Genomic DNA, 26915 nt, shown 5'->3' on the forward strand with positions numbered 1-26915 from the left:
TTAATATATGAGCAAGCTAAGATGCTGATTTTTGGTGTTATTTATAATCGAACAGGATTACATATTGTTACCTTTTTAATTATTAAACAATTAATAGCCGAGAAAACCCTGTAAAGGGACGTAACTCCAGGTAACCAAACTGTTAACAACGACCTTTAAAAGGCTAATTAATCGACAACAACAGGTCTTTCTAGTCCAATAGATGAACTTTTTTATGTGTTGTATTGGATAATTTCTGCACTCTTAAACTCTAAAATAGCAACCGAAGTTAACACGTATAGTGATTTCATCGTCGCTGAGCTCACTCAACAAGAGAGTGTCATAAAGCAAATTGAATCATAAAACTGTCATAAAACATTAATGAGGAAATATTATGAATAGAAACATTGGCGTGGTAGATAGAATTTTACGTATCGTAGTTGGTTTAGTAATGATCTCGTGGGCTGCAACCTATGGTCCTGCCTGGGGCTATATTGGCATTATCCCTCTTATCACCGGTATATTTACCTTTTGTCCGGTGTATCGAGTACTGGGTATGAGCACATGTGCTAAGAGCTAGTTAGTATTGCAGTACTGGTGAGCAGTTATTGAATATAAGTATTTGCAGTACTCTTATCAATCAAATGAGTGCCTAGCTGTAAACCTTACCACTTATATCGTATGTAGCTGTCGATATTGTTTTGGTGTACAGCCCTCCAGCTGTTTAAAAACACGATTGAAAGTCGCCAATGACGAGAAACCAGATTCGAGACTAACAACAAGTATTGTCCAATCTTTACTTGGCTCTACAGTTAACAACCTTTTTGCATGCTCTAAGCGAAGGTGATTAATAAAGTGGTTAAAGTTTTTGAAATCTGTTCTGTCTTTAATTTCTTTACTTATTTTATACTCGGGTTCGTTTAATGCATTCGCTACGTCCATGAGTTTGAGTTCGGGCTGCAGATACAAAGCTTTTTCTGTCATCAAGCTTTCAATCAAGTTAAGTAGTTGTTCATCATTGCGGCCTTTTTCGCTGATAAACTTTTGCGTTTGTCGATTAACAACTCTGTACTGATGCTGCAGCCAAAGTACGATAATGATGACGGTTAGCATGGCGCTAGCAGCAACACTTCTCACTCCAGGGTACAAGGTTGTCATTAATTCAGGGTCTAACGGTAAACTCGGAAAAATAACCCTTGTGCTCATTACAGCAACTAGCATGGTTCCTGCAATCATGAACTTTTGTTGTCGTATCCGTTTACTGCTTGCTCCGTAACCTCGAATTACTTCCCAAAACGCTAGCAATAAGACACCCGAAGTAAGTATTTTTAGCAACTCACTCAAGGAACGCTTTAGCAAGTCAAATGTTTGTTGCTCTATCCATTGTAATGAAATAGCGATATCGATACTTCGGACTAACAAAATGAGCACAGCAATGACACCGGCGAGAATATAATGAGCATTAGCTAGCGCCCTCCCCTTGCGAAACATGCAACGGGTTAATAGCCAAAAAACATTACAAGTCGCAAATGTTCCCAATGCAATAAACTGCTGCTCAACTTCGAAGGGTGTTGCAAGTAATTGACTCAAGGCTAAGCACACCAGAGAAAAAGCCAAAATGACGAAAAGATAATGTTCTATTCTTTGTGGACTAAACAGGTACAAACTAGCGCAGCTACTAATAGCTATGATCAGTAATAAATAGTGAGGGAAATTTTCAAACATATCTAATAACCAAGTTAATCTCGACCCGCCATATAAGAAACAAATATCGACTGTTACACATCATAAAGATTTCTAATTAGCTTTACCATTTTACTGTACAGCTAATCAGCTTTTGCTAAGTGGATTGCCCCAATTTAGCGATTTATTATTCTCATATTCGAAATTTGCACAGCATTAGCCCTTTAAATCCGCACAATAGCTACTTCTATGTTGTTTTTAAGAGGCCGTAAAATGAACCAAGTTGCAGTGACAAGCAAAAAACAAAAAATCGCAGGCTACCACAAGTCTTTATATGCTTATATTAATTCCTGGCTATCCGGTGCGACTAAGACATGGCTAGTAGCTGTGTTGTGCGGACAATGGATGTTTGCACTCTATATTTTCGCACAATTCACCATCCCCTGGATTACAGGTGAACTCGATGAATCTCTATTCACTCATATGATTCGTGGTTATAGGAATGGTGAAATATTTAGCAATGCAGTATTGCTACTACACATCATACCGGTAATGTTCATCAATTTAAGTGCTACCTTTCAACTTATTCCGTATATAAGAGTTAGGTTTCCAGCGTTCCACCGATGGAATGGCAGATTATTTTTAGTCGTTGGTTTCTTCGGTGCTATTAGCGGCCTGTATATGACATGGGGGATTGGTAGCCGCTTGAGTGATGTAGGCTCTATTGGTGTCACATTAAATGGCATACTGCTCCCTATCTTCGTTTATTATGCATGGCAAACTGCCCTGCAAAAAAACTTTGCATCGCATCGTCGACTGGCAGTACATACTTTTATTTTAATTAATGGTGTTTGGAATGTGCGTCTGTATTTAATGGGTTGGTTTATGGTCAATCAAGGCCCTCTTGGAAACAGCAAACAAATTGACGGCCCTGCCGATATTGCTATTTCGTTTGCTTCGTATTTACTGCCTATGGTCGTGGCTGAAATCGTTTTCTGGGCTGAAAGAAAAAATCAAGTAAGGCCAAAGCTGATTGCCGCCTTATCTGTGTCTTGTTTAGCATTGATAACAATCGTTGGGGTTTACGCTGCATCGACAAAGATGTGGATACCTAGGATTGGAATAGGGATTTAACAGGCCTTATTGAAAATATTATTCTTTGATCAAGAAAATCTAATCGTTCCTTGTTTAGGCTAGCAATTCTGCCAAAACCAACTAGTGGTGTATCAACCATGCCGTTATCTGACAAGAAAACAAAAAGGGCTCCCTAAGGAGCCCTTTTTACAGCTTTAAGAACAATCTTAAATTATGCTTTTTCTACAACGTCAACTAGAGTCCAAGACTTAGTTTTTGAAACTAAGGGTATGACCACATTCAGCGAATGTGCATTTCAACAAACTTGCTGGAGATATCCAGCTATTTTTCTACCCAATCTGTAAAAACAAAAAGAGCTCCCTAAGGAGCCCTTTTTACAGCTTTAAGAACAATCTTAAATTATGCTTTTTCTACAACGTCAACAAGAGTCCAAGACTTAGTTTTTGAAACTAAGGGTATGACCACATTCAGCGAATGTGCATTTCAACAAACTTGCTGGAGATATCCAGCTATTTTTCTACCCAATCTGTAAAAACAAAAAGAGCTCCCTAAGGAGCCCTTTTTACAGCTTTAAGAACAATCTTAAATTATGCTTTTTCTACAACGTCAACTAAAGTCCAAGACTTAGTTTTTGAAACTAAGGGTATGGCCACATTCAGCGAATGTGCATTTCAACAAACTTGTTGCAGATATCCAGCTATTTTTCTACCCAATCTGTAAAAACAAAAAGAGCTCCCTAAGGAGCCCTTTTTACAGCTTTAAGAACAATCTTAAATTATGCTTTTTCTACAACGTCAACTAGAGTCCAAGACTTAGTTTTTGAAATAGGAGCACATTCACGAATTGTTACTACATCACCTTCGTTACATACGTTAGCTTCATCATGCGCTTTCAACTTAGTTGAACGGATCATGAACTTACCGTAGATAGGGTGCTTAACACGACGCTCGATCAGTACAGTGATAGACTTGTCCATTTTGTTACTGACAACGGTGCCTTGTAGAGTACGAATAGTTTCGCTCATTATGAAGCCGCCTTCTGGTTTAGGATTGTCTTAACACGTGCGATATCGCGACGTACGTTACGTAGCAAATGTGTTTGAGCTAGCTGACCAGTGCTTGCTTGCATGCGATAGTTAAACTGTTCACGCAATAAGCTTAGTAATTCAGCATTAAGCTCTTCAATGCTTTTGTCTTTTAGTTCACTAGCTTTCATTACATTACCTTACGAGTTACGAAAGTTGTCTTGAAAGGTAGTTTAGCAGCTGCAAGTGAGAATGCTTCACGTGCTAGCTCTTCGCTTACACCTTCCATTTCATACAATACACGACCTGGCTGAATTTGGCATACCCAGTATTCAACAGAACCTTTACCTTTACCCATACGAACCTCAAGAGGCTTCTTGGTAATTGGCTTGTCTGGGAATACACGGATCCAGATTTTACCTTGACGTTTAATGTGACGTGTCATTGCACGACGAGCCGCTTCGATTTGACGAGCAGTCATACGACCACGCTCTACAGATTTCAAACCGAAAGAACCGAAGTTAACTGAGCTACCAGTGTGAGCTAGACCACGGTTACGCAGTTTCATCTGCTTGCGGAATTTAGTACGTTTTGGTTGTAACATGACTTATTTCCTTACTTGCTGCTCTTGCCTTTGCCTTTTCTCTTCGGCTTAGCCGGTGCTTCAACCTCTAGAGGCATGCCACCGATAACTTCACCTTTGAAGATCCAGACTTTAACACCAATAACACCGTAGGTAGTGTCTGCACGAGCTGTTGCGTAATCGATATCAGCACGTAAAGTGTGTAATGGTACACGACCTTCACGATACCATTCAGCACGTGCGATATCCGCACCGCCTAAACGACCGCTAACTTGTACTTTGATACCTTTAGCACCTAAACGCATAGCGTTTTGTACAGCACGCTTCATAGCACGACGGAACATAACACGACGCTCTAATTGGCTCGCGATGCTGTCAGCTACTAGTTGCGCATCCATTTCTGGCTTACGAACTTCAGCAATGTTGATTTGTGCAGGTACACCAGCGATTTGAGAAACTTTCTTACGTAATTTCTCAACGTCTTCACCTTTCTTACCAATCACAACACCTGGACGTGCAGTGTGGATAGTAACGCGAATAGACTTAGCTGGACGCTCAATAACAATTTTCGACAAAGATGCACGCTTTAACTCTTCAGTTAGGTAAGCACGAACTTCGTGGTCACCTTTGATGTTAGCTGCATATTCTTTAGTATTTGCATACCAAGTAGACGCGAAAGGTTTCGTGATACCTAGGCGAATACCGGTAGGATGTACTTTCTGACCCATTCGAATATCTCCTAGCTATCAGATACAACCACAGTAATGTGGCTAGTACGCTTAAGGATACGATCCGCGCGACCTTTCGCACGAGGTTTAATACGTTTCATTGTTGGACCATCGTCAACCATAATGGTTTTTACGAATAGTTCATCAATGTCTGCACCTTCGTTGTGCTCAGCATTAGCGATTGCAGAGTTAAGAACTTTCTTAACTAGAACAGCAGCAGACTTGTTGCTGTATTCTAGAATTTCAAGAGCTTTCTCAACGTGTAAACCGCGGATTTGGTCAACAACCAAACGAGCTTTTTGAGCTGAACCACGGGCAAATTTATGTTTAGCGATAGCTTCCATTTAATTTCCCCTTATCTTTTCTTCGCTTTCTTATCAGCAGCGTGGCCGCGATAAGTACGAGTAGGTGCAAATTCACCCAGCTTGTGACCGATCATTTCATCGGTAACGAATACTGGAACGTGTTGACGGCCATTATGGACAGCAATGGTCAATCCGATCATCGAAGGGATGATCATTGAACGACGAGACCAAGTTTTGATAGGTTTCTTGTTCCCGCTTTCCAGAGCTTTCTCTACCTTCGTTAACAAGTGCAGGTCAATAAATGGACCTTTCTTGAGAGAACGTGGCATGGTAATTCCTCTTTAATTAAAAATTAGTACTACTTAGTACGACGACGTACGATGAACTTGTCAGTACGCTTGTTCTTACGAGTCTTGTAACCTTTAGTTGGTACGCCCCATGGAGATACAGGGTGACGACCACCAGAAGTACGACCTTCACCACCACCGTGTGGGTGATCTACCGGGTTCATCGCAACACCACGAACGGTTGGACGAACACCACGCCAGCGAGAAGCACCCGCTTTACCTAGTGAACGCAACATGTGTTCTGCGTTACCGATTTCACCTAGAGTCGCACGACACTCAGCTTCAACTTTACGCATTTCGCCTGAACGAAGACGTAGAGTTACGTAAGCGCCATCTTTAGCTACTAACTGTGCGTAAGTACCCGCGGCACGAGCGATTTGTGCGCCTTTACCAGGCTTAAGCTCGATTGCGTGAATAACAGAACCTAGAGGAACGTTACGTAGTGGCATAGTGTTACCAGCAGAGATTGGTGCATCAACACCAGACTGTACTGTATCACCAGCTTTTAGGCCTTTAGGAGCCAAGATGTAACGACGCTCACCGTCTGCGTAAAGTACTAGTGCGATGTTAGCACTACGGTTTGGATCATATTCCAAACGCTCAACTTTCGCTGGGATACCGTCTTTAGTACGCTTAAAGTCGATTACGCGGTAGTGGTGCTTGTGACCACCGCCAACGTGACGAACTGTAATACGACCAGTGTTGTTACGACCACCAGACTTAGAGTTTTTCTCTAGTAGAGGTGCGTAAGGCTTACCTTTGTATAACTCAGGGTTAACCACTTTAACGACGTGGCGACGACCCGGAGAAGTAGGTTTACATTTTACAACTGCCATTGCTAAATCTCCTATTGCTCAGCGCCAACGAAGTCGATGTCGCTGCCTTCTTTAAGAGTAACGTAAGCTTTTTTCCAATCGCTACGACGACCCATGCGCATACCTGTACGCTTGGTTTTACCCTTAACATTTAGAGTGCGAACACCAGTAACTTCAACTTCGAAAAGTTTTTCTACGGCAGCTTTGATTTCTGCTTTAGATGCATCAGTAGCTACTTTGAAAACAACAGTGTTGTTTGCTTCAGCAGATACAGTTGCTTTTTCAGAAATGTTTGGTGCTAAAAGCACCTTCAACAAACGTTCTTCGTTGATCATGCTAACATCTCCTCAATTTGCTTAACAGCAGCTTCAGTTACCAAAACTTTCTCAAAGCGAACTAGGCTTACAGGGTCGATTGTTGCTACGTCGCGAACGTCAACCTTGTGCAAGTTACGAGCAGATAAGAATAGGTTTTCGTTTACTTCTGGAGTAACGATTAGAACGTCGTTTAGTTCTAAACCTTTTAACTTAGCTACTAAGTCTTTAGTTTTTGGCGTTTCTACCGCAAAATCTTTAACAACAACTAGACGCTCTTGACGAACTAGTTCAGAAAGAATGCTACGGATAGCACCGCGGTACATTTTACGGTTAACCTTCTGGCTGTGATCTTGTGGCTTAGCTGCGAAAGTTACACCACCAGTGCGCCAGATTGGGCTACGAGTTGTACCAGCACGTGCACGGCCAGTACCTTTTTGACGCCATGGCTTCTTGCCACCGCCACTAACTTCAGAACGAGTCTTTTGAGCACGAGTACCTTGACGAGCACCTGCTGCGTAAGCAACAACTACTTGGTGTACTAGAGCTTCGTTAAACTCACGTCCAAAGGTAGCTTCAGAAACTTCAAGAGCGCCAGACGCGTCTTTTAATGCTAATTCCATCACTAATCTCCTCAGACGTTAGGCTTTAACAGCTGGTTTAACGATCACGTTGCCATTAACAGCACCTGGTAAGGCACCCTTAATTAGAAGCAAGTTACGCTCAGCGTCAACGCGAACTAGTTCAAGGTTCTGAGTAGTAACTTTCTCAGCACCCATGTGACCAGACATTTTTTTGCCTTTAAATACACGACCAGGTGTTTGACACTGACCGATTGAACCGTTTGAACGGTGAGACAAAGAGTTACCGTGTGTAGCATCTTGCATACGGAAGTTCCAACGCTTGATACCACCTTGGAAACCTTTACCTTTAGAGGTACCGGTAACGTCTACTAGTTTGGTTTCGTTTAATACTTCAACAGTTAACTCACTGCCAGCTGCGAAATCTTCACCTTCACCATCTTTAAGACGGAATTCCCACAAACCACGACCAGCTTCGATGCCGGCTTTAGCGAAGTGACCCGCCATTGGCTTGTTTACACGGTTAGCTTTCTTAGCACCAGTGGTAACTTGTAATGCGCGATAACCATCGTTTTCAAGAGTTTTAACTTGAGCAACGCGGTTCGCTTCAACTTCTACGACAGTAACTGGAATTGAAACGCCTTCTTCAGTGAAGATGCGAGTCATACCAACTTTACGTCCGACTAAACCAATAGTCATAGTTGTACTCCCCTTATTAACCCAAGCTGATTTGAACGTCTACACCAGCTGCAAGATCAAGACGCATTAGAGCATCAACAGTCTTTTCAGTAGGTTCAACGATATCAATCAAACGCTTGTGAGTACGGATTTCGTACTGGTCACGAGCGTCTTTGTTTACGTGTGGAGAAATCAGAACAGTGAAACGCTCTTTGCGAGTAGGTAGTGGAATTGGACCACGAACCTGTGCACCAGTGCGCTTAGCTGTATCTACGATTTCAGCGGTTGATTGATCAATCAAACGATGATCGAACGCTTTCAAACGAATGCGAATTCTTTGATTTGACATGTAATCAAATCCCCAATTAAAAAAAGAACGAACAAAGTATGACTCATCACCATCTTAATGAGATGGGGAGCATACCGGCTAATTACATTCAACTTCATATCGAAGTTGCTGTTGGCCTGCATTTTACTTGGCATTTCGGATAGAAACACTTGGGTAAAACCGGCGAAAAACCTAAGCCTTATTGGCTAAGGTCGGCGTATTATACTGAAATAGAAAATCAATGCAAGTTTATTTTCTGTACAACAGCGAGTATTTTGTATAAAAATTGTTAACGAGGTTAACGAGTGCTTCGAGGTACTAATTTTGTAGAAACTGTTCACCGTCGTCCCACAATGTCTTTGTGTGGGATCTCGTGCAGTTTCGAAGTGGCTTCGTTGTAGGCACGCTATTACCCAAGGAGGTCCCATCCTCGGTAACAGCTCCATGCGTTACTCTACCTCCTGCATCCTTGCAGTCGAAAAGCATGATGGCATGACGCTGGGTATTTTTAAAGATAGTTCTGAATTGCAATGTGATTTAGTTATAGCACACTATAGTAACACGAGGTCCCGGACATCAGCAGAGCTGATTCCGGGTTGACGGTGAGCCAGTTGTTAGATAGCCAACAAGCCTATACAAAAACGCCAGCATCAGCTGGCGTTTATAGTTATAGCAAAGGCTTTAAGAACCTTGCAGTATGGGATGCTTTATCATCCGCTACGTGTTCTGGTGTACCGGTTACTAAAATTTCACCGCCACCAGAACCACCCTCTGGGCCGAGATCGACAATCCAGTCAGCAGTTTTAATAACATCAAGATTGTGTTCAATAATCACGACCGTATTACCGTGGTCACGTAAACGATGCAGAACCGCCAATAATTGCTTAATATCATGAAAATGCAAACCTGTGGTCGGCTCATCTAAAATATACAAGGTTTTACCGGTATCGCGTTTTGATAGCTCTTTCGATAGCTTAACACGCTGCGCTTCACCACCCGACAAGGTTGTCGCAGACTGACCTAGTTTAATATAAGACAAGCCAACATCCATTAAGGTTTGCAGTTTACGTTTTACCGCAGGGATGGCATTGAAAAACTCAAAGGCATCTTCGATGGTCATATCAAGCACTTCGTGAATGTTCTTACCTTTGTATCTAACCTCTAACGTTTCACGATTATACCGTTGACCTTTACACACATCACAAGGTACGTAGACATCCGGCAAAAAATGCATTTCAACTTTAATCACACCGTCGCCCTGACACGCTTCACAACGACCGCCTTTGACGTTAAAACTAAAACGGCCTGGCTTATAACCACGAGAGCGAGCTTCTTGTGTCGCCGAGAATATATCGCGAATATTAGTGAAGATACCGGTATAGGTAGCAGGGTTCGAGCGTGGCGTACGACCAATTGGACTTTGGTCAATATCGATAACCTTATCTAAATGTTCTAGTCCCTCTATCGATATATAAGGGGATGGTTCATCTAATGTTGCTTTGTTTAGCTCGAGGTGAGCAATCTTATAAAGCGTATCGTTAATCAAGGTTGACTTGCCCGAGCCAGATACTCCAGTGACACATGTCATTAAACCCACGGGTATGGTTAAGTCGACCTGCTTAAGATTGTTACCTGTCGCACCTTTTAATTCAACGACTCGTTCCGTGTCATATGGGGTACGCTTTTTCGGCACCACGATCCCTTCTTTACCGCTTATATATTTACCGGTCAATGAATTATCATTGCTAACGATTTCTTCTAACGTACCGCTTGCAACCACCTCACCGCCATGCACACCGGCACCAGGGCCAATATCAATAATATAATCCGCTTCTTTTATAGCATCTTCATCGTGCTCGACTACGATCACGGTATTACCCAAATCGCGCAGGTGCACTAAAGTATTTAATAAGCGTTCGTTATCACGTTGATGCAAACCAATCGATGGCTCATCCAGCACGTACATAACCCCGACCAAACCGGCACCAATTTGAGATGCCAACCGAATACGCTGTGCTTCACCACCGGATAAGGTATCTGCACTACGGGACAAGGTTAGGTAGTTTAAGCCGACGTTGACAAGAAAGCCCAATCGATCGTTAATTTCTTTCAAGATTTTTTCAGCGATCTGGCCACGTTGCCCTTCCAGATCTAATGCCTGAAAAAACTCTGCTGATTCAGCAATCGAATATTCGACAATGTCGTGTAATGGCTTATCTTCAACAAACACGTTACGAGCTTCAAGACGCAAACGTGAGCCATGACAACTTGGGCACGCTTGATTATTCAGGTACTTGGCAAGCTCTTCGCGAACAGCATTAGACTCTGTTTCGCGATAGCGACGGTCCATGTTAATTAAGATCCCTTCAAACGGGTGCTTGCGGATGACAATATCACCTCGGTCATTCATATATTTGAATTCGATTTCGACCCGACCACTACCATGCAAAACAAGATGCTGAATATCATCGGGCAACTCTTTAAAAGGCTTATTCAAATCAAAGCCGAAGTGTTCAGCTAGCGAGCTGAGCATTTGGAAATAATAAAAGTTACGCTTATCCCAACCGCGAATTGCACCGCCAGCTAGACTTAACTCGTTATTAGCAATAACGCGTGCGGGATCAAAAAATTGCTTGTGACCTAAGCCATCACAACTTTGACAGGCGCCTGCCGGGTTATTAAATGAGAATAGCTTGGGCTCTGGTTTTGCCATCGAATAGCCACATTGTGGGCAGGCAAAGTTTGCTGAAAACAACAATTCCGGGCTGTTCGGCTCGTCCATAAAGGCGATAGAAGCAACCCCATCGGTAAGCGACAGTGCGGTTTCAAACGATTCTGCTAAACGCGTTTGAATATCATCACGGACCTTCAAGCGGTCAACGACTACCTCAATGGTGTGTTTTTTATGTAAATCCAATGTTGGTGGATCAGATAAATCACATACTTCACCGTCGATCCGGGCACGAATGTAGCCTTGTGCTGCAAGGTTATCTAGTAGCTTTATATGCTCACCTTTTCGGTCTTGTACCACCGGTGCCAACAACATGACCTTAGTCCCTTCAGGAAGCTCTAGGACTTTATCAACCATTTGGCTTATGGTTTGCGCGGCTAGGGCATCACCGTGCGTCGGACAACGCGGTTCACCGACACGCGCAAATAACAAACGTAGGTAATCATATATTTCGGTAATGGTACCAACCGTGGAGCGCGGGTTATGAGATGTCGATTTTTGCTCGATAGAAATCGCTGGGGACAGTCCCTCGATATGATCGACGTCAGGCTTTTCCATTAATGATAAAAACTGACGAGCATAAGCAGACAATGATTCAACATAACGTCGCTGGCCTTCGGCATAAAGCGTATCGAATGCTAACGACGATTTACCTGAACCGGACAAGCCCGTGATAACGATCAACTTGTCTCGAGGAATATCGATATCTATATTTTTCAGGTTGTGAGTTCGAGCCCCACGAACTTCTATTTGTTTCATCATACATCCTGTCGATAATTGGCAAAAAGGCGCGACAATCAGGTTATGAACCGCGCTAAATCGAATCGGGCATTATGCCCTATTTTGTCTAAAAAATCAGCCTAGTACTGATTAATAAGGTTAAATTGTTAATACTACTCACATTAACCCTTTACCTCTTGCAAAGCAGTTATGGCTAACAAACGTTAACAACTATGATTAAGTTTACTTGAAACTACTGTTTTAGCACGAGCAAGGGTATAGAGATTTGTGGGTAGTTTGACTTATAGGAAGCGACCGTGCGACGTCAGGTTCGGATTTCTGATTAGCATTAAAGCGTCTGTAGACAATGCACGGTGATATATGCGTAAAAACTAAAAACGCGCTATAGGCTAACGATAAGCGCGTTCCTATGCTCAGGAGTCGATGATGACAAGGCGATATAACAAGCTAATGACCTGTCTAAGATATGTCATGAATAATCACGACTAAATTTTTGCAGCTAGCTCGGCCCCTTGGCGAATCGCCCGTTTCGCGTCAAGCTCTGCCGCGACATCAGCACCGCCAATCAAGTGTGGCTGTAATTGTAAATCCAGTAATTGCTGGTACAAATCACGTTGTGGCTCTTGTCCTGCACAAATAATGATATTATCAAACTGTTCAAAGCGCTGCTTGCCGTTAACGCTGAAGTTCATACCCGTATCCGTGATACTGTGATACTCGACACCAGGTAACATATGCACACCGTGATTTTTTAGTGTACTGCGATGGATCCAACCTGTGGTTTTGCCAAGTCCTGCACCAACTTTTGACGTTTTTCGTTGCATTAAGTAAATTTCGCGAGGCGTTTTATTGTGGCGATGGTTTGGCACTAACGCACCACCTTGCTGGTATTGTTTATCGATACCCCATTCCGCTAACCATTGCTCGGGTTGAGTGGTAAGCGATTGTTGTTCAGCAAGAAACTCAGCGACATCAAAACCAATTCCACCAGCACCAATAATGGCAACTTTGCGACCAACCTTGGCGCCATTTTTAAGCACATCTATGTAACTCAGGACAATATCGCGGTCAATCCCGTCAATTGGTGGCGTCCGCGGTTTGATGCCGGTAGCCACAACAATTTCATCGAAACCTTGTTGTGTTAATGTTTGCGCGGTTTGTGGGCTTTGCAAATGCAATTTAATATCTAGCAGCTCAAGTTGCTTGTGGAAATAGCGGATAGTTTCATAAAACTCTTCTTTACCAGGTATCTTCTTGGCCATATTAAACTGACCACCAATATCATCGCCAGCTTCAAATAAACTGATTTTATGGCCTCGCTGTGCGGCATAAACGCTAAATGCCAAACCAGCCATTCCCGCGCCAACAACAGCGATGTGCTTACTATCTTGTGCTTTATCGAAATTTAACTCGGTTTCATAACATGCTCGAGGGTTGACCAAACACGTCGCACGCTGTTGTTTAAAGACATGGTCAAGACAAGCTTGATTACAACCAATGCAAGTATTAATTTCGTCTGCGCGATTTTCTGCTGCTTTATTAACGAATTCGGCATCGGCAAGGAATGGTCGCGCCATTGATACCATATCGGCCTGGCCAGACGCCAATACTTGCTCAGCGACAGCTGGCATATTAATGCGATTGGTCGCCACTAACGGAACGTTTACTTCGCCCATCATGCGCTCCGTTATCCAGGTAAACGCAGCCCTTGGTACACTAGTAGAGATAGTCGGCACACGTGCTTCATGCCAGCCAATTCCGGTATTGATGATGGTGGCGCCCGCTTGCTCTATCGCTTTTGCCATGATCAGTACCTCTTCCCAGGTATTACCACCTTCAACCAAATCTAGCATCGACAAGCGGAAAATAATGATAAATTTTTCTCCAACTTTAGCGCGAATTGCTTTTACTACCTCAATGGCTAAACGCATACGGTTTTCGATACCGCCACCCCACATATCGGTGCGGTAGTTGGTTCGAGCACAACTAAACTGATTCAGTAAATAACCTTCAGAGCCCATAACCTCAACACCATCATAGCCCGCCTTTTGTGCTAATCGCGCCGAATGAGCGAAATCTTTAATGGTATGCAAAATTTGCCGTTCAGACATAGCTTTCGGTTTAAACGGATTAATGGGGGCTTTAATGGCACTGGCAGAGACGTTAAAAGGGTGATAGGCATAACGACCAGTATGCAAAAGTTGCAGACATATTTTAGTCGGGTATTTGTGTACCGCTTGAGTAACTTGTCGATGTTTTTTGACCTGCCACCAACGGCTCAACTCACCACCAAAAGGTGCGACACGGCCACGAAAGTTTGGACTAATACCACCAGTAACAATCAAACCAACGCCACCTTTAGCACGTTCTTCATAGAAAGCGGCAAGCTTGGCAAAACCATGTCGCTCTTCTTCTAACCCTGTGTGCATTGATCCCATTAGAACCCGGTTGCTTAGCGTAGTGAAGCCTAAGTCCAAGGGGCGAAGTAAGTTTGGATACGCTGATGATGTGCCTGCTTGTTGGCTTATTGTTGTCATAAATTACCCGTGGTCATACCTGTTTACATCTTCGTATTTAGGCAGAAGCTTACGAAAATGTAAACAGTTGTTTAGCCAAATTGTCGAACAAAGGCTTGTAATGGTTAGTTAATAACCCCTTGTTAGTAAACCCTTCTTAGTAAACCCTTCTTAGTAAACAAGGTTTGCTACCATGACAATAACCGGCAAGGTAATAATGGTACGCAAAATAAAAATAATGAATAAATCGAGAATGTTCACCGGAATTTTCGTACCAAGCAACATAGCGCCCACTTCAGACAAATAAATTAACTGAGTGATTGACAGCGCAGCAACGACAAAACGAGTCATTTCGTTTTCTACAGACGCCACTAGAATCGCTGGTAAAAACATATCAGCAAATCCAATCACTACAGTTTTAGAAGCAGCAACCGCTTCGGGAACACCTAATAGCTCCAGATACGGAATAAACGGCATACCTAAGTAATCAAATACCATAGTATGTTCAGCAAAAATCAAGGCGATTGTACCAACCCCCATCACCACAGGCATAACCACGAACAGCATCTCAAGAGCATTTTTAATACCTTCTAAAATAACCGTCTTAAAGCTGGTTACCATCGATGCACGCTGTGTGGCCATCTCTAAACCGTGGCTAAAAATATTGGTGCCATCAGGAATTTTATCGGCATGAGGTTCTGGTTTAGTCCCATCAATATATAAGTGACGCTTACGACTCAAAGGTGGCAAACGAGGAACGATAATCGCCGCGACTAAGCCCGCCAAACACACTGCGCTATAAAAAGGAATAAACATATGGATCAGACCAACTTGGGCGATCACAATTAAACTGAAGGTGATTGATACTGCTGAAAATGTGGTACCAACAACCGCAGCTTCACGCTCGGTATATACTTTTTGCTCGTATTGCTTACTGGTTAATAGCACGCCAACGGTACCGTCACCAAGCCACGAAGTGGTACAGTCGATTGCCGCCCTACCTGGTAATTTAAATAGCGGGCGCATAATTTTACTAAACAACACACCAATAAATTCAAGTAAGCCAAAGTTAAGAAGCAATGGTAATAACAAGCCAGCAAAAATAAACACTGAAAATAGTATCGGCATTAAGTCATTGAGTAACATGCCACCGGTTGCACTACTCCACACCATTTCAGGTCCCACTTGAAAGTAAACCATCAGTGCAAATAACGCCCCCAAACAACGGACGATTAACCACACGGGGGTCACTTTAAATAAACTGGCCATAAACGAACCATCGCTGACTCGATGACGTGCAAAAACCGAAACGGCAATACTGGCAATGGCCGTAATACCGGTCAACAAGCAAATTATAGGGACAATATACGCACTAAGCGCGGCTTGCAGCGATTTAGCTAAAACAGCAACAGGAATACTGGTTTGCTCATTGTATTGAATTGGCAGCATAAACAGGGTTAAGCCAATCAGCGAAGGGATCAGAAAAGTTAACAGATTTCGTTTCGTTACAGGATTTTGCATAGTATTCGTTATCGCATCAGATAATTTAAAAATATGACACATTTTAACTAATTCGCACGTTTTCCAATTGTTTCATAAAATTACTGTCAAAAGGTGCGCGCAATCGTTAAAATTCGCGGCACGTAAGGTAACACAAACTAGAGACCGATGCTAAGCCATATACATCCCGACAATTACACCAGCCAACTTGTGAAAAAACAGCAGGCGATGCAAACTTTATTTAGCGACTTTAATGTGCCTGAAGCTGAGGTATTTAACTCAGAACCTTTACATTACCGCCTGCGCGCAGAATTTCGTGTGTGGCACGAAGGGGATGACTTGTACTACATCATGTTTGATCAACAGACCAAACAAAAGTTTCGTGTTGATCAATTCCCTGCGGCATCGCTGTTAATAAACCAAGCAATGAATGCACTAATGGATTACATTCGTGACAATCATGATCTTCGCTACAAATTATTCCAAGTTGATTTCTTATCAACTTTGAGCGGAGAATTGCTCGTCAGTTTGTTGTACCATCGCCAATTGGATGACGCTTGGTTAGAGCAAGTTCAACAACTGAAGAGTTCACTTAGCCAAATAGCCCCAGTAAACATTATAGGTCGCGCCCGTAAGCAAAAGATCATTGTTGACCAAGACTATGTTACCGAAAGACTGACCGTAAAAGGTAAGGCATTAAGCTATCAGCAAGTGGAAAACAGCTTTACCCAACCCAATGGTAAAGTAAATGAAAAGATGCTTACATGGGCTATTGACGCCAGCACTACCCCCGAAGCAGACTTAGTAGAGCTGTATTGTGGCAACGGTAACTTTTCTATCGCCTTAGCGCCGTATTATAAAAAAGTGTTAGCCACCGAAATTTCCAAGAGTTCAGTGCACTCGGCGCAAATCAATATTGCCGCTAATAACATCGACAACCTTGATATCATTCGCATGTCTGCAGAGGAATTTAGCCAAGCAATGGCGGGCGAGCGCCAATTCCGTCGTCTAGAAGGTTTTGATTTAACTCAATACAACTTCGATACCGTATTGGTGGATCCACCGCGAGCAGGGATGGACGATGATTCGTGTCGCTTAGCTGCCCAGTTTGAAAAGATCATTTATATATCGTGTAATCCAAGTACCTTACACGATAACTTATCGATTCTTTGCGAAACCCATAAAATCGAGAAGTTTGCCTTATTTGATCAATTCCCTTATACCGATCACATTGAATGCGGCATGGTACTAACACGCAAATAGTTAACCATTTTAGCCAACAATGCTAGCAAGCCAATACAAACAAAAGCGCAACCATATGGTTGCGTTTTTTATCGTTGAAATATTGTTGCTGATAACATTAACAACAATTATTACTCATTTTTACGCTGCGCCATGTCCATCGCTCCACGAGCGATAAAGCGCAGTTGCTTAATCATTCTATCTTGCAATTCTTCGCGTTCAGCTGCATCTGCGTCAAGTGCTTCGGCACCGGTACTAAACACGATGGTCGCCGCCGCGTTTGCTTGTAAGTAAGCAATTTCCGCATCTAAGTCATTGGTCTTTTGCAAATAATCGCATAGTTCCATGGTGAAAAAACGAATTTCTCGGTTTACTGCGGCACGAAACTCAGCCGAGGTTCCTGAACGCTCACGCAGTAACAATCTAAATTCATTGCCGTTTGAGTCAATAAACTCCATGAAGGTCTTTACCGATATTTGAATTACCGAGCCACCTTTAGCAATACGTTGACGCGCTTGTCGCATTAACTGGCGTAACGTTAAGCCCGCTTCATCAACTAACGTTAAGCCTAATTCATCCATATCATTAAAATGACGATAAAACGAGGTTGCTGCAAGACCGGCCTCTTTAGTGACCTCTCGCAAACTTAAGCTGGAAAAACTCCGCTCAGCACTAAGTAAGTTAAGTGCTGCTTCAATCAGCAAGCGGCGCGTTTTTTCTTTTTGCTGGGCTCGAATTCCTGACATATGTGTTCATTCCAAAACAGTGTAAGTGAGCATATTAGCATATTTGACAGAATATCACTTGACCTTGCTTAGTGCATGGATAAAATAGCGCACACTTGTACACTGAAATTAATTAACACAAGGTTGTCCATGAGCAAACCTCGCCTACTTTGGCTAAATATTGCGATTTTCGCTTCTACTTTTATTGTCGCGTTATTTGCCGTGCCTTACCGTGCTTACACGCATGGCTTCGATGCATTCGAAATTTTGGCAGCAATTTTTTGTTTTATCTTCTGCGGTATGTCGATTACCGTTGGTTATCACCGTTTATGGTCACATCGCACATACAAAGCGCATGCCTTCGTGCGCCTCTTCTGCGCGCTAGGTGGTGCTTTTGCATTACAAAATAGTATTTTGCACTGGAGTTCAGATCACCGTGTGCACCACAAGCACGTCGATAACAACGATGTTGACCCGTACTCAGCTAACAAGGGCTTCTGGTATTCGCATATTGGCTGGATGCTGCGTGATTATCATGCGAGCACCTACAGTAATTACGATAACGTCCGAGATTTACAAAAAGAAAAAATCGTTATGTGGCAACATAAATACTATGTACCACTAGCACTGGCAATGAATATCGGTATACCTGTATTACTGGGCTGGCTAAATGGGGATATTGTTTCGGCCTTATTACTGGTTGGTGTATTACGTTTAGTATTAAGTCATCACACAACGTTTTTTATTAACTCGCTAGCGCATATCTGGGGTAAGCAAACCTACACCGATAAAAACACCGCCCGCGATAATGGCTTCTTAGCATTTTTTACTTTTGGTGAAGGCTACCATAACTTCCATCATATATTTGAAAACGACTACCGTAACGGTATTCGCTGGTTTCAATTTGACCCGAGTAAGTGGTTGATAAAAGGTTTAAGCTATATTGGCCTAACATGGAATCTGCGAAAAACCCCCGAAGACAAGATCGCTAAAGCAAAAGCGAAAATGCAATTGCAATTTAGTCAGCAAAAAGCGCAAGGCAAAATCAATGCCGATGATGTATTAGCGACACTACAGGCAGAGTACGATTTGCTGATTGAGCAAATGACCGACTACTATGATGCGAAGAAAACGTTGTTAAACCACAAGCGCGATCAGCTTGCCAAAGATGTTGAGGACTGCGCATTAATGCAACGCTATATAGAAATGCGTAACCAGTTAAAGCTACGCACTAAACAGTGGAACATGTTACGTGCACAATACGCTTAAACGTTAAATATTACCTATCATGGTCAGTTATAGCGACTTAGCTGTACTGGCCATTTTATTTGTTAACCTCGGTCAACGACAACGATAACCAACCACCTCTGTTATCGAGCTACTATTCATAGGCTAATAAAGTTTGTTCGGGTTTGCTTTACCTTGCTCTAACACTTCAACCTTGAGTACCTTAAATGGTGTGCCCCATTGCTGAATTGTACTGATGTTTTTCTGTGGGTAACCAAACAATCGCAACTTGGCGCCATGCTGATGCAATTCTTTATCTAAATTAAGTGGCAATAAACGCGCACCACTATCACTGATAAAGCCATAAAAACCACCTTCTAATTGATAATAGCGCAAGGTACCTTGGTACCATTGTGCTTGAATTTCGCCTTTACTTAATGTCTCTGGTGGTGGAGTTTGATGTTTTGTCATGACCAATACACTGTCGCTCTTATTAATTACGGAAGTTGATGATCTTGCTTGCTGAACGACTTGCACATCGCTTGGCCGTTCGGCAATGATCATAGCCTGCTTATTGGCACACGCCTGCTGGCTAAATAAAACCATCACAATAGCAACGTTAAAGGCATACTTTTTCATCGTTAATACTTCCTTGGTAGCTTGTCTTTGAATACAGATAAAGCAACGACAACATGTGTTGCTTTGCACTATAAGCTCAAAGTTATGAGAGTAGCTATGGCGATAAGTTCCTAAAACTTACCTACCTCGCTCATAATACCAGAGCAAGTCTAACCGTCCGATTTTTTTAAGTGTACGTCCATTTGTGGGAATGGGATGTTAATACCATGCTGATTAAAATGCTTATAGATATTCTCATTCATATCAAAAAACACGCCCCAATAATCCGCAGAATTTACCCACGCCCGCACAGTAAAATTAACCGAGTTATCTGCTAATGCTGACATCGCGATAAATGGCTCAGGATCTTGTAAAATCCGCTCGTCTTGATCACATAATTCGCGCATTAAGGCTTTGGCTTTATCAACATCATCACCGTAGGCAATGCCAAATGTCCAATCAACACGGCGTTTTGATTCAGTAGAGAAGTTGATCATTGAGCCCGTAGATAACCCACCATTGGGAATGATAATGGTTTTATTGTCTGCTGTTTTTAAAATGGTATTGAAAATTTGGATTTCCTTTACTGTACCCGAATAACCCTGTGCATCAATAAAGTCGCCGACCTTAAATGGGCGAAACAGCAATATCATCACTCCCCCCGCAAAGTTTTGTAGGGTGCCTGATAGAGCCATACCCACGGCTAAACCGGCTGCACCCAAAATAGCGATAAAGGACGTCATTGCAATACCAACCATACTAAGTACAGTGATAACCAATAACACTTTTAATAACGTGTTAATTAAGCCTAATAAAAACGGCTTTAATGACGCATCCACATCACGTTTATCAAATGCTTTTTGTAATGCTCCCATAATGCCTTTGATAACCCATGAACCTATCAACCAAACGGCAATGGCAGATAGTAGTTTAGGACCATAGAGGATAATCATGCTCATTAAGTCATTTATTATATTTTCGTATTCCATGCTTTCACCTGTAAGCAAATTATTATTAATAAAAGCTTATATCGATATTTATAAATTACCAAAGCAATAGTTAAAATATCTAAATAACACAGAGGGTTACACATTTCATCAGTTAGTTACGTAACAATTCTAGTCTCAAAAATCACAAAGTGACGTACATGGATGTACTAATGCCGACAGGTTCAGGGACGAACGTTTTATGTCGGTAACGTACATGGACGTACTAATGCCGGCAGGTTCAGGGACGAACGTTTTATGTCGGTAACGTACATGGACGTACTAATGCCGGCAGGTTCAGGGACGAACATTTTATGGCGGTAACGTCCAGGGAAGCACAAATGCCGGCAGGTTTACGGATGAACGCTTTACGCCTTGGAACTACTCGTGCAATAGTCCTTTTACTTAGACCGCAAAAACAAAAAGAGCAGCCATTGGCTGCTCTTTTCTATAGATGGGTGTTAAAACCTATCGATTACTCGATGATTTTTGATACAACACCAGCACCTACTGTACGACTCTAACGTCGAGCCAGAGGCTCTCGTCCTCGCTTACTAAAAACAGTCCATTAGGACTGTTTTCTTAACGTGCTCCGTCATCACCCTAAATCCATATTTGGCCGTCAAGTCGGTCGTGCCTATAACAAAAAAGGCCGCTTACGCGACCTTTTTCTCAAAAATGCTGATTGTCAGCAAAAATCATTATTCAATGATTTTTGATACAACACCAGCACCTACTGTACGACCACCTTCACGGATAGCGAAGCGTAAACCTTCGTCCATCGCGATTGGGTTGATTAGTTCTACAACAAACTTTAAGTTGTCGCCTGGCATTACCATTTCTACACCTTCTGGTAACTCAACTGCACCTGTGATGTCAGTTGTACGGAAGTAGAACTGTGGACGGTAGCCTTTGAAGAATGGTGTGTGACGACCACCTTCATCTTTAGTTAGTACGTATACTTCTGACTCAAACTTAGTGTGAGGAGTGATTGAACCTGGCTTAGCAAGTACTTGACCACGTTGTACTTCATCACGCTTAGTACCACGAAGAAGAACACCACAGTTCTCACCAGCACGACCTTCGTCAAGAAGCTTACGGAACATTTCAACACCTGTACAAGTTGTTGAAGTAGTGTCTTTGATACCAACGATTTCTACGTCGTCACCTACACGGATGATACCACGCTCAACACGACCTGTTACAACAGTACCACGACCTTGGATTGAGAATACGTCTTCGATTGGTAGGATGAAGTCACCATCGATTGCACGCTCTGGCTCTGGAATGTAAGTATCTAAGTGGTTAGCAAGTTCTAGAACTTTCTCTTCCCACTGAGCTTCACCGTTCAATGCACCTAGTGCTGAACCTTGAACTACTGGTAAGTCATCACCTGGGAAGTCGTATTCAGAAAGAAGTTCACGTACTTCCATTTCTACTAGCTCTAGAAGCTCTTCGTCATCAACCATGTCACATTTGTTCATGAATACGATGATGTAAGGTACACCAACCTGACGAGAAAGTAGGATGTGCTCACGTGTTTGTGGCATTGGACCATCAGTTGCTGCAACTACTAAGATCGCGCCGTCCATTTGAGCAGCACCAGTGATCATGTTTTTAACGTAGTCGGCGTGACCTGGACAGTCTACGTGCGCGTAGTGACGGTCAGCTGTGTCATACTCGATGTGAGAAGTATTGATTGTGATACCACGCTCACGCTCTTCTGGAGCGTTATCGATTTGTGCGAAATCACGAACTTCACCACCGTGAGTTTTAGTTAGAACTGCAGAAATCGCAGCAGTTAGAGTTGTTTTACCGTGGTCAACGTGACCGATAGTACCAACGTTAACGTGCGGTTTCGAACGTTCAAATTTTTCTTTAGCCATTTTACATATACCTTAAAAGTGATAAACAAACGGGCGGCAACCCGAATTTTTGCTTAATTTTTACTCTTTTACATGCAAAAAGCAGTTCTACAAAAGACTGTGTAACCACCAAATTTACATTGAGCTTTTTTTCCGGGGCACAATTTAGCAAACTGAAGGCATATTGTCTAAACTTTATGCTTTCTTAAACGCAAAAAAAGCCAAAAATTGGCAAATTATTTCCAGCATTACAGACAAACATCGATTTTCGAGGGTTTATGTGCTTGATTGATTAATTTTTATCAATTTTTGATGTTAGTTTTTTTCAACTAATGTATAATTCGCGCAAAAATTTTTACGCAACGTTAATTTTAACATAGAGAATTACAATGGCTGATTTATCAAAATACAGAAATATTGGTATTTTCGCTCACGTTGATGCTGGTAAAACCACAACAACTGAACGTATCCTTAAACTTACAGGTAAGATCCACAAGCTTGGTGAGGTTCATGATGGTGAGTCAACAACTGACTTCATGGAACAAGAAGCGGAGCGTGGTATTACTATCCAGTCTGCTGCTGTAACCTGTGAATGGAAAAAACACCGCTTTAACGTTATCGACACCCCGGGCCACGTTGACTTCACAGTTGAAGTTTACCGTTCATTAAAAGTTCTTGACGGTGGTATCGGTGTATTCTGTGGTTCTGGTGGTGTTGAGCCACAATCAGAAACCAACTGGCGTTACGCGAACGAGTCAAAAGTTGCTCGTTTGATTTTCGTTAACAAGCTAGACCGTTTAGGTGCTAACTTCTTCCGCGTTAAAGACCAAGTTAAAAAGGTTCTAGGTGCTAACCCACTAGTTATGACTCTTCCAATTGGTGAAGAAGATAACTTCGTAGGTGTTGTAGACGTACTAAGCCAAAAAGCTTACGTTTGGGACGATTCAGGCCAACCTGAAAACTACGAAATCACTGACATCCCTGCAGACATGGTTGACCAAGCTGCTGAGTACCGTGAAATGCTAATCGAAACTGCTCTAGAAGCAGACGAAGATATGCTAATGGAGTACTTAGAAGGCGAATTAGACCCAACAGAAGAGCAAATTAAAGCATGTATCCGTAAAGGTACTAACGAGCTATTGTTCTTCCCTACTTACTGTGGTTCTGCATTCAAGAACAAAGGTATGCAACTTCTTCTTGACGCTGTTGTTGATTACTTACCTTCACCAACTGAAGTTCCACCACAGCCATTAACTGACGAAGAAGGTAACCCAACTGGTGAATTCGCTATCGTTGACGCAGAAGAGCCGTTCCGTGCACTTGCGTTCAAGATTATGGATGACCGTTTCGGTGCTCTAACTTTCGTACGTATCTACTCAGGTCGTATTAAGAAAGGTGACACTATCCTTAACTCATTCACAGGTAAAACTGAGCGTGTTGGCCGTATGGTTGAGATGCAAGCAGATGACCGTACTGAACTTACAGAAGCGCAAGCGGGTGACATCCTAGCTATCGTTGGTATGAAGAACGTTCAAACTGGTCACACTTTATGTGATGTTAAGCAACCTTGTACTCTTGAAGCAATGGTATTCCCTGAGCCAGTAATCTCAATCGCTGTTTCTCCTAAAGAGAAAGGTGGTGCTGAGAAGATGGGTATCGCTATCGGTAAGATGGTTGCAGAAGATCCAACGTTCCAAGTTGAAACTGACGAAGATTCAGGTGAAACCATCCTTAAAGGTATGGGTGAGCTTCACTTAGATATCAAAGTAGATATCCTTAAGCGTACTTACGGCGTTGAGCTAGAAGTAGGTAAGCCTCAAGTAGCATACCGTGAAACCATCACTATGCCGATTGAAGATTCTTACACGCATAAGAAGCAATCTGGTGGTTCTGGTCAATTCGGTAAGATCGATTACCGCATCAAGCCAGGCGAGCCGAACACTGGCTTTAAGTTCACTTCTACCGTTGTTGGTGGTAACGTTCCTAAAGAATTCTTCCCTGCAATCGAAAAAGGTTTCGCGAGCATGATGGAAGAAGGTCCAGTAGCAGGTTTCCCTGTACTAGACGTTGAAGTTGAACTATTCGATGGTGGTTACCACGCAGTTGACTCGTCTGCAGTAGCATTCGAAATCGCAGCGAAAGGTGCATTCCGTCAATCAATGCCTAAAGCTGGTGCTCAATTACTAGAGCCAGTGATGAAGGTAGACGTGTTCACTCCAGAAGACAACGTTGGTGACGTTATCGGTGACTTAAACCGTCGTCGTGGTATGATCAAAGACCAAGAAGCTGGTACTACTGGCGTTCGCATCAAAGCTGACGTACCTCTATCAGAAATGTTTGGTTACATCGGTCACTTACGTACTATCACTTCAGGTCGTGGTCAATTCTCTATGGAATTCAGCCACTACTCAGCTGCTCCAGCAAATATCGCTGAGCAAGTTGTTGCTGAAGTTAAAGAGCGTAACGCTAAGAAGTAATTTTACTTCTCACAATATTAGAAAAGGCCGCATTTGCGGCCTTTTTTGTTGTGTGTAATAACAAGTTATTTAGTGCTATTCGCTTTCGGATTATTCGCTTAGCGCTTGCTACTGCGCCCTTGATTAGCGTCCAACATCAAATTCATATTCTGCATGTTGGCTGGCACTACAACCACACCACCATCGTTTTTAGCAAACATCTTTAACGCTTCATTTAGTTCATGCTGTAAATATTCTGGCGTTAGCGATGAATTAATGATTTCATTGGCTTTAGCGATACCACGAGCACGGGCAATTTCAATCTCGGCATCCTTAGCAGCAATTTCCACCTCAACTTTTTTTGCTTCTAAGGTCTTTTGTGCTTGTACCGCCTTTTGAATCGCCGCTTCTATGGTAGGGTCGGTATTTAAGGCACGAATAGCAACGCGGGTAATGGTAAATATGCCAGGATCTTTATCGTCGAGTTTCAATTGCAACTCTGTCGCTATTCCTGCACGCAACTGGTCTCGATTTCGATGCAGCTCCAAGGAATCTATTTTAGTCACTTCCTCGTAAATCACATCACGCCCTTCACGATATACAATGGCATAGGCAGGTAATAATGCCGCATCACCCTCAGCATACGACGATGCATATTTGACCATTGTTTCGGCGATATGATTGGCTGAAACGCGGTAGTAAATACTTACATCCAAATCTTGCAAGCGTAGGTTGTCACGTGCTTTTGGCCGCAAATCATTAAAATCAATAGCGATTTCTTTCGCTGAAAATTCATAAGCTCTGGTTAAGATCGGTAGTTTCCAATTTAAGCCTGCCGGCACCTCTTCCATGTCAACCGTACCTAACGTTTTTTTAACAGCAACATGGCCTGTATCGACAACGTAATAAATGCTAAATAATATAATGGCGATAAGAACCGCGATAAAAGCACTAAATACCTTTTGTGCCGAGCCTTTTGATCAGTACATAAAAGTCCTTGAATAATTAATATTGTTATAAGGCTAACCTAGCACATCTATAACAATCCCCGCTATAGCTACTTCCAAGTAGCAACCCATTTGCCACATCCCTATGTTCTCAATAATCATCCATAAACTTCAGGGTGTTCTATACTAGTTTAAGGGTATCACTTGTCCTTAGAATAATATGCAATCTATACTTTTCGACCGAAATTCAATTGTGGACAGCGCTTTATTATTGGCGCAACGAGATGGATGGCAAAACATTAATCTTTTAGCTATATGCGAGCACTGCGGTTGCTCTATGGTGCAATTGCGTAGTCACTTTCGTTCGAAAGACGATATTGCTGAAGCATTATTTGATCGCGCAGATGAATACGCTCTGAGTTGCTGTGACGAGCAAGATTTTAAACTACTTGATAGCGAAGAACGCCTACAATACATGATTGTTGCTTGGTTAAATTTTTTACTACCATACCGAAACTTAGTAAAAGATATCATCGCCTATAAGATTGAACCAGGCCATGTTCATTTACAGGCTCATGCCATCACTCGCATCAGCCGCACGGTACAATGGTTTATGCATGCCGCTGATGTCCAGTCAAGTAACGTCAAGCGTGTTATGGATGAAATCGCCATCAGTGCTATTTTCGTCTGCACCATGACAACCTTTATGATGAGTAAGCGCACCTCCACCGATCGCGCTAATGCGTTATTAGGCAAACTGCTGCACCGTCATTTTAATTGCCCCTTAAGCAATCGCATATACAAAACACAGCAAAGTAAAACCATAGGTTTAAGCACCAGCAGTTGATGCTATAACTAAACCGATTGGGTGTTGTGCAACTATCACACTCACCTCACCCAA

At 42.5% G+C, this 26915-nt stretch carries 26 protein-coding genes; 6 read left to right on the forward strand and 20 right to left on the reverse strand.

Annotated features, from left to right (window positions below):
* The first annotated feature begins 373 nt into the window (after positions 1-373).
* A complete protein-coding gene (locus ACAX20_RS13460; RefSeq protein ID WP_371187001.1) occupies positions 374-559 on the forward strand; it encodes a DUF2892 domain-containing protein in 186 nt (61 codons plus the stop codon).
* 92 nt (positions 560-651) lie between these two features.
* Here ACAX20_RS13460 and ACAX20_RS13465 read toward each other — a convergent pair whose 3' ends face one another.
* Positions 652-1569 (reverse strand): helix-turn-helix transcriptional regulator, encoded by a 918-nt coding sequence (locus ACAX20_RS13465; RefSeq protein ID WP_371187003.1) that lies wholly within the window; start codon positions 1567-1569, stop codon positions 652-654.
* Positions 1570-1935: 366 nt separating this feature from the next.
* Between ACAX20_RS13465 and ACAX20_RS13470 the strand changes: the two genes are divergently transcribed.
* The gene (locus tag ACAX20_RS13470) at positions 1936-2796 is read left to right on the forward strand and encodes a DUF2306 domain-containing protein (protein WP_371187005.1); all 861 of its coding nucleotides are present in this window, start codon (positions 1936-1938) and stop codon (positions 2794-2796) included.
* Between the two features lie 736 nt (positions 2797-3532).
* Here ACAX20_RS13470 and rpsQ read toward each other — a convergent pair.
* The 14 genes from rpsQ to ACAX20_RS13540 all read right to left on the reverse strand — a co-directional run bounded on the left by rpsQ (position 3533) and on the right by ACAX20_RS13540 (position 15969).
* A complete protein-coding gene (gene rpsQ, locus ACAX20_RS13475; RefSeq protein WP_371187007.1) occupies positions 3533-3781 on the reverse strand; it encodes a 30S ribosomal protein S17 in 249 nt (82 codons plus the stop codon).
* Entirely contained in the window at positions 3781-3972 is a 192-nt protein-coding gene (rpmC, locus tag ACAX20_RS13480; RefSeq protein ID WP_290252512.1) for a 50S ribosomal protein L29, read from the reverse strand. Before rpmC ends, rpsQ begins: the two co-directional genes overlap by 1 nt.
* Positions 3972-4385, reverse strand: a complete 414-nt coding sequence (gene rplP / locus ACAX20_RS13485) for a 50S ribosomal protein L16 (protein ID WP_371187009.1) — start codon at positions 4383-4385, stop codon at positions 3972-3974. Before rplP ends, rpmC begins: the two co-directional genes overlap by 1 nt.
* 11 nt (positions 4386-4396) lie before the next feature.
* Complete coding sequence (rpsC, locus tag ACAX20_RS13490; protein WP_371187011.1) at positions 4397-5092, reverse strand: 30S ribosomal protein S3; 696 nt, start codon at positions 5090-5092, stop codon at positions 4397-4399.
* Positions 5093-5103: 11 nt separating this feature from the next.
* A complete protein-coding gene (gene rplV / locus ACAX20_RS13495; protein WP_290252509.1) occupies positions 5104-5436 on the reverse strand; it encodes a 50S ribosomal protein L22 in 333 nt (110 codons plus the stop codon).
* 11 nt (positions 5437-5447) lie between these two features.
* Complete coding sequence (gene rpsS / locus ACAX20_RS13500) at positions 5448-5726, reverse strand: 30S ribosomal protein S19 (protein WP_290252508.1); 279 nt, start codon at positions 5724-5726, stop codon at positions 5448-5450.
* Between the two features lie 29 nt (positions 5727-5755).
* Complete coding sequence (rplB, locus tag ACAX20_RS13505; RefSeq protein ID WP_371187014.1) at positions 5756-6580, reverse strand: 50S ribosomal protein L2; 825 nt, start codon at positions 6578-6580, stop codon at positions 5756-5758.
* 11 nt (positions 6581-6591) lie between these two features.
* Positions 6592-6894 (reverse strand): 50S ribosomal protein L23, encoded by a 303-nt coding sequence (gene rplW, locus ACAX20_RS13510; RefSeq protein WP_371187016.1) that lies wholly within the window; start codon positions 6892-6894, stop codon positions 6592-6594.
* Positions 6891-7496: a 50S ribosomal protein L4 gene (gene rplD, locus ACAX20_RS13515; RefSeq protein WP_371187018.1), complete on the reverse strand. Its 606-nt coding sequence runs from the start codon at positions 7494-7496 to the stop codon at positions 6891-6893. Before rplD ends, rplW begins: the two co-directional genes overlap by 4 nt.
* An 18-nt stretch (positions 7497-7514) precedes the next feature.
* Positions 7515-8153: a 50S ribosomal protein L3 gene (gene rplC, locus ACAX20_RS13520; protein WP_371187020.1), complete on the reverse strand. Its 639-nt coding sequence runs from the start codon at positions 8151-8153 to the stop codon at positions 7515-7517.
* A 16-nt stretch (positions 8154-8169) separates the two neighbouring features.
* Positions 8170-8481, reverse strand: coding sequence for a 30S ribosomal protein S10 (rpsJ, locus tag ACAX20_RS13525; RefSeq protein ID WP_115998799.1), 312 nt, complete (start codon positions 8479-8481; stop codon positions 8170-8172).
* Between the two features lie 646 nt (positions 8482-9127).
* Positions 9128-11950 carry an excinuclease ABC subunit UvrA gene (gene uvrA, locus ACAX20_RS13530; protein WP_371189661.1) on the reverse strand — a complete coding sequence of 941 codons (2823 nt, stop codon included), beginning with the start codon at positions 11948-11950 and terminating at the stop codon, positions 9128-9130.
* A gap of 467 nt (positions 11951-12417) precedes the next feature.
* Entirely contained in the window at positions 12418-14469 is a 2052-nt protein-coding gene (locus ACAX20_RS13535) for an FAD-dependent oxidoreductase (RefSeq protein WP_371187022.1), read from the reverse strand.
* A 150-nt stretch (positions 14470-14619) separates the two neighbouring features.
* The gene (locus ACAX20_RS13540; protein ID WP_371187024.1) at positions 14620-15969 is read right to left on the reverse strand and encodes a YjiH family protein; all 1350 of its coding nucleotides are present in this window, start codon (positions 15967-15969) and stop codon (positions 14620-14622) included.
* Positions 15970-16116: 147 nt separating this feature from the next.
* On the opposite strand from ACAX20_RS13540, the gene trmA reads away from it, so the two are divergent.
* A complete protein-coding gene (gene trmA / locus ACAX20_RS13545) occupies positions 16117-17211 on the forward strand; it encodes a tRNA (uridine(54)-C5)-methyltransferase TrmA (RefSeq protein ID WP_371187026.1) in 1095 nt (364 codons plus the stop codon).
* Positions 17212-17321: 110 nt separating this feature from the next.
* On the opposite strand, the gene fabR is transcribed toward trmA, so the two are convergent.
* Positions 17322-17936: an HTH-type transcriptional repressor FabR gene (fabR, locus tag ACAX20_RS13550; protein WP_371187028.1), complete on the reverse strand. Its 615-nt coding sequence runs from the start codon at positions 17934-17936 to the stop codon at positions 17322-17324.
* A gap of 129 nt (positions 17937-18065) precedes the next feature.
* On the opposite strand from fabR, the gene ACAX20_RS13555 reads away from it, so the two are divergent.
* On the forward strand, positions 18066-19184 hold the full coding sequence (locus tag ACAX20_RS13555) for an acyl-CoA desaturase (RefSeq protein ID WP_371187030.1): 1119 nt from the start codon (positions 18066-18068) through the stop codon (positions 19182-19184).
* 123 nt (positions 19185-19307) lie between these two features.
* Here the strand turns inward: ACAX20_RS13555 and ACAX20_RS13560 are convergent, their stop codons facing one another.
* The 3 genes from ACAX20_RS13560 to tuf all read right to left on the reverse strand — a co-directional run bounded on the left by ACAX20_RS13560 (position 19308) and on the right by tuf (position 22632).
* On the reverse strand, positions 19308-19781 hold the full coding sequence (locus ACAX20_RS13560) for a hypothetical protein (protein WP_371187032.1): 474 nt from the start codon (positions 19779-19781) through the stop codon (positions 19308-19310).
* 149 nt (positions 19782-19930) lie between these two features.
* Positions 19931-20749, reverse strand: a complete 819-nt coding sequence (locus ACAX20_RS13565; protein WP_371187034.1) for a mechanosensitive ion channel family protein — start codon at positions 20747-20749, stop codon at positions 19931-19933.
* A 698-nt stretch (positions 20750-21447) separates the two neighbouring features.
* Positions 21448-22632 (reverse strand): elongation factor Tu, encoded by a 1185-nt coding sequence (gene tuf / locus ACAX20_RS13570; protein WP_371187036.1) that lies wholly within the window; start codon positions 22630-22632, stop codon positions 21448-21450.
* A 368-nt stretch (positions 22633-23000) separates the two neighbouring features.
* Here tuf and fusA point away from each other — a divergent pair, with 368 nt between their 5' ends.
* Positions 23001-25088, forward strand: coding sequence for an elongation factor G (gene fusA, locus ACAX20_RS13575; protein WP_371187038.1), 2088 nt, complete (start codon positions 23001-23003; stop codon positions 25086-25088).
* A 98-nt stretch (positions 25089-25186) separates the two neighbouring features.
* Here the strand turns inward: fusA and ACAX20_RS13580 are convergent, their stop codons facing one another.
* Positions 25187-26011, reverse strand: coding sequence for an SPFH domain-containing protein (locus ACAX20_RS13580; protein ID WP_371189663.1), 825 nt, complete (start codon positions 26009-26011; stop codon positions 25187-25189).
* 256 nt (positions 26012-26267) lie between these two features.
* Between ACAX20_RS13580 and ACAX20_RS13585 the strand changes: the two genes are divergently transcribed.
* Positions 26268-26861, forward strand: coding sequence for a TetR/AcrR family transcriptional regulator (locus ACAX20_RS13585; RefSeq protein ID WP_371187040.1), 594 nt, complete (start codon positions 26268-26270; stop codon positions 26859-26861).
* The last annotated feature ends 54 nt before the right edge of the window (positions 26862-26915 follow it).

The organism is Thalassotalea sp. Sam97, assembly GCF_041379765.1.
In the GTDB taxonomy this organism is placed as follows: domain Bacteria; phylum Pseudomonadota; class Gammaproteobacteria; order Enterobacterales; family Alteromonadaceae; genus Thalassotalea_A; species Thalassotalea_A maritima.

Bases quoted from the DNA above. Each gene is read 5' to 3' on its own strand.
- rplC (WP_371187020.1), bottom strand. From the start codon at position 8,153: ATGACTATTGGTTTAGTCGGACGTAAAGTTGGTATGACTCGCATCTTC.
- rpmC (WP_290252512.1), bottom strand. From the start codon at position 3,972: ATGAAAGCTAGTGAACTAAAAGACAAAAGCATTGAAGAGCTTAATGCT.
- rplB (WP_371187014.1), bottom strand. From the start codon at position 6,580: ATGGCAGTTGTAAAATGTAAACCTACTTCTCCGGGTCGTCGCCACGTC.
- rpsJ (WP_115998799.1), bottom strand. From the start codon at position 8,481: ATGTCAAATCAAAGAATTCGCATTCGTTTGAAAGCGTTCGATCATCGT.
- ACAX20_RS13535 (WP_371187022.1), bottom strand. From the start codon at position 14,469: ATGACAACAATAAGCCAACAAGCAGGCACATCATCAGCGTATCCAAAC.
- ACAX20_RS13540 (WP_371187024.1), bottom strand. From the start codon at position 15,969: ATGCAAAATCCTGTAACGAAACGAAATCTGTTAACTTTTCTGATCCCT.
- fusA (WP_371187038.1), top strand. From the start codon at position 23,001: ATGGCTGATTTATCAAAATACAGAAATATTGGTATTTTCGCTCACGTT.
- rplW (WP_371187016.1), bottom strand. From the start codon at position 6,894: ATGATCAACGAAGAACGTTTGTTGAAGGTGCTTTTAGCACCAAACATT.
- rplP (WP_371187009.1), bottom strand. From the start codon at position 4,385: ATGTTACAACCAAAACGTACTAAATTCCGCAAGCAGATGAAACTGCGT.
- rpsQ (WP_371187007.1), bottom strand. From the start codon at position 3,781: ATGAGCGAAACTATTCGTACTCTACAAGGCACCGTTGTCAGTAACAAA.
- rpsC (WP_371187011.1), bottom strand. From the start codon at position 5,092: ATGGGTCAGAAAGTACATCCTACCGGTATTCGCCTAGGTATCACGAAA.
- rpsS (WP_290252508.1), bottom strand. From the start codon at position 5,726: ATGCCACGTTCTCTCAAGAAAGGTCCATTTATTGACCTGCACTTGTTA.
- rplV (WP_290252509.1), bottom strand. From the start codon at position 5,436: ATGGAAGCTATCGCTAAACATAAATTTGCCCGTGGTTCAGCTCAAAAA.
- tuf (WP_371187036.1), bottom strand. From the start codon at position 22,632: ATGGCTAAAGAAAAATTTGAACGTTCGAAACCGCACGTTAACGTTGGT.
- uvrA (WP_371189661.1), bottom strand. From the start codon at position 11,950: ATGAAACAAATAGAAGTTCGTGGGGCTCGAACTCACAACCTGAAAAAT.
- ACAX20_RS13460 (WP_371187001.1), top strand. From the start codon at position 374: ATGAATAGAAACATTGGCGTGGTAGATAGAATTTTACGTATCGTAGTT.
- ACAX20_RS13565 (WP_371187034.1), bottom strand. From the start codon at position 20,749: ATGGAATACGAAAATATAATAAATGACTTAATGAGCATGATTATCCTC.
- ACAX20_RS13470 (WP_371187005.1), top strand. From the start codon at position 1,936: ATGAACCAAGTTGCAGTGACAAGCAAAAAACAAAAAATCGCAGGCTAC.
- trmA (WP_371187026.1), top strand. From the start codon at position 16,117: ATGCTAAGCCATATACATCCCGACAATTACACCAGCCAACTTGTGAAA.
- ACAX20_RS13555 (WP_371187030.1), top strand. From the start codon at position 18,066: ATGAGCAAACCTCGCCTACTTTGGCTAAATATTGCGATTTTCGCTTCT.
- rplD (WP_371187018.1), bottom strand. From the start codon at position 7,496: ATGGAATTAGCATTAAAAGACGCGTCTGGCGCTCTTGAAGTTTCTGAA.
- ACAX20_RS13560 (WP_371187032.1), bottom strand. From the start codon at position 19,781: ATGAAAAAGTATGCCTTTAACGTTGCTATTGTGATGGTTTTATTTAGC.
- fabR (WP_371187028.1), bottom strand. From the start codon at position 17,936: ATGTCAGGAATTCGAGCCCAGCAAAAAGAAAAAACGCGCCGCTTGCTG.